At 62.6% G+C, this 257-nt stretch carries 1 protein-coding gene; it reads right to left on the bottom strand.

From position 1 onward, the window contains the following. Window positions 1-26: 26 nt before the first annotated feature. Window positions 27-257, bottom strand: a 231-nt coding sequence (locus tag EOB49_RS35540) for an FAD-dependent oxidoreductase (RefSeq protein ID WP_164782014.1), incomplete at its 5' end; no start/stop codon positions are given.

Raw genomic sequence — 257 nt, 5'->3', positions numbered from 1 at the left:
CACACCCCTCTCTGCCCTGCCAACGCTCAAATCACGTTCAATTCCCGGAACGCCCGCCCTTCCGCGACTCGACCATAGCCAAACGCCGAACAATCCACCGTGCGATAGCCGCCATGAACGATCAGTTCGGCCAGCGCCTTGCCGACCGCCGGCGCCTGCTGCAGGCCGTGGCCGGAGAATCCGTTGGCGAAGATGAAATTCCCGACCTGCGGATGCGGACCGATCACCGCGTTCTGGTCGAGCGTGTTGTAGTCGTA

The sequence above is a fragment of the Mesorhizobium sp. M7A.F.Ca.MR.148.00.0.0 genome (assembly GCF_003997735.1).
In the GTDB taxonomy this organism is placed as follows: domain Bacteria; phylum Pseudomonadota; class Alphaproteobacteria; order Rhizobiales; family Rhizobiaceae; genus Mesorhizobium.
The sequence above is the reverse complement of the archived record's forward strand: the minus strand, read 5'-3'. Positions and strand labels throughout refer to the sequence as shown.